2 protein-coding genes are annotated in these 2,225 nt (G+C 52.8%); both read right to left on the reverse strand.

Going from position 1 to position 2,225, the window contains the following annotated elements:
• Nucleotides 1-49: 49 nt before the first annotated feature.
• Entirely contained in the window at nucleotides 50-814 is a 765-nt protein-coding gene (gene istB / locus BCF53_RS19030) for an IS21-like element helper ATPase IstB (protein WP_132704349.1), read from the reverse strand.
• On the reverse strand, nucleotides 811-2,225 hold a 1,415-nt coding region (gene istA / locus BCF53_RS19035; protein WP_207902795.1), incomplete at its 5' end, for an IS21 family transposase. The genes istB and istA, both read right to left, overlap by 4 nt.

The raw sequence follows: 2,225 nt of genomic DNA on the forward strand, positions 1-2,225 counted from the left end.
TGTTAGACGTCAATTACTTTGTCCGGTCCGCGACAACTATGATGGCCGGTTAGGTGTCGTTACTTCTATGACCTTTGATTCGTTTTAACTGTTGCTGTTTTCGATAACTCTCTCCCTCTAACTCAATAATTGTCGCGTGATGGATCAGTCGATCGATTGCTGCCACTGTCATCATGCTGTCCGGGAAAATACTGTCCCATTCACTGAACGGCTGGTTGGCCGTAATAATGAGACTGCCGCTCTCGTATCGATGAGCAATAAATTCAAACAGCACCTGAGTTTCGGCATCGGTCTTTTTTACATAGCCAATGTCGTCAATGATGATGACTCGGTACTTATCGAGCTTTGTCATCATGCCCATTAAGTCGAGGTCTCTCTTGGCTTGCTGGAGCTGTTGAACCAGATCGATTGCAGGGAACAGTTTGCAGCGCACGCCTTGCTCTATCAGTTGATGGCCAAGGGCGCTGGCAATGTGAGTTTTACCAGTGCCGCTAGGGCCAATCAGCAAGACATTATCGGCATTGTGTGCCCAGTCAGTATCCTGCTTCAGCTTCGCCAGCGTTCTTTGGGTTTCCGCACTGAAGCGTCCCTGATCCAAACTGGTAAAGTCTTTCCCTGTCGCCAGCCTGGCTTCCCGCTTCCATTTTTGAGTGCGACGCTGATAGCGGTCAGAGAGTTCATATTCACACAAGGCCGCCAGGTACTCGGTATGTGACCAGCCTTTTTCCGTGGCGGTTTGCCATAAAGGTTGATAGTGGCGGACAAACGCCGGCAAACGCAGTTCTTTTAATAGCAGAGCAACGGCATCACTCATTGTGCAACCTCCGATCCGCAGTGACCGGCCGCGATGCCGGATAACAGTTCGTCATAGCTCATCAACGGGTGCTGAGCCATGGCTTCACTCAAGGTTGGCCGATGCCTGGATAAAAAGCGGGACTGCAGGTCGACAAGGCTGGCGAACTGACCTTTTGCCGCTTCGGGCAATAGCTCTCGCCCCAGGCTCTCTTCACTGTCATATTCATAGGCCAGCCTGAGCACCGTCACGATCCATTTGCAGGCCTCACGCTTGCCCAGGTACTGGTCTGCGAAAAACCAAATCTGACGATAGATGTCATTGGGCAGAATATCGTCACGCAGCTGTGAGTAACGGAAGGCTTGTGGTTTGTGCGCCAAAGAGCGAATGATGTGCTTGTAATCGATACTCCGGGCGCGACTCTCTCCGGCCTTGGGGTAAACGCGGGGTAGTTCCAGGGCCTTCTGCTGCCCCAAATACAGTGCCAAGCGATCGTGATAGAGCCTGATCTGAACTCGCTCGCCAATGAGCCGGGAGGGTACGGAGTAAACGACGCGCCGTACTTCAATCGTGGAACTTCGGGTCACCTTCACAAACAGAGATTGATAGTCTGCTGCCTGATATTCAGGCAACTGCTGCAATGCCGCTTGCTCTTCAAGAAAGCGGGCATGGCATCGCCGATTCAGCTTGTCGACGGTCTGATCGACAAACGCCTGATAGGCCTCGATGCTGTCAAAGTCGTTATGTCCCCGCAGCTTCAGCTGCTGGGATAATCGACGCTTCAGAGAACCATTGGCACATTCAACCACACCGTTTTCATGAGACTGCCCCAGGTTATTACGGGTCGGCTGCATCTGATAGTGCTGGCACAGCTCGCTATAGGCATCGGTCCAGACATTCTGCTTGTTATTTCGGGCAGCGCTAAGGCTGTCTGTGCGATGCTCAATCGGGCTGCCACCCGCTTGTTGCAGGGCACGCTGTAATCCACTGGCCAGGGCGGCGTAACTTTCGCCACCTTGTACAACCGTCACCGAACGCCAGCCACTAAAAGCCAGCCGGAACTGGTACAGCAGGTGTTTGAACAATACGCCATTGATCGTAATCACGCTGTCGGGATGGGTAAAATCCGAAAAGCCTTGCTGACCGATAGCGGCTTGTTGTCTGAAGATCACCTCTTTATCTGGCCCGTTCAAGGCTTTCCATTGCTTAACCCGGCGTTGCAGTGTGCGCAGAATACGCTGATCGTAGTAACCGGGATAATGCTCCTCAAGATACTCCAGCAAAGTCGTGCCGGTTAATGATGGCTCTCTCTGAAGCAGCAAAACCAGTTCGGTATCCCAAACCGCCTCCAGCGGGTCTTCGCGAGTTCGCCAATTGCGCTCGTTCTTGCTTCGAGGGGTTGTGGATTGTTCGATGCGTCGCCCGGATCGGA

The organism is Reinekea marinisedimentorum (assembly GCF_004341165.1).
Lineage (GTDB): Bacteria > Pseudomonadota > Gammaproteobacteria > Pseudomonadales > Natronospirillaceae > Reinekea > Reinekea marinisedimentorum.

What these genes read in the sequence shown, in the direction of transcription:
- istB (WP_132704349.1), bottom strand. Translation starts at nt 814, where the DNA reads ATGAGTGATGCCGTTGCTCTGCTATTAAAAGAACTGCGTTTGCCGGCG.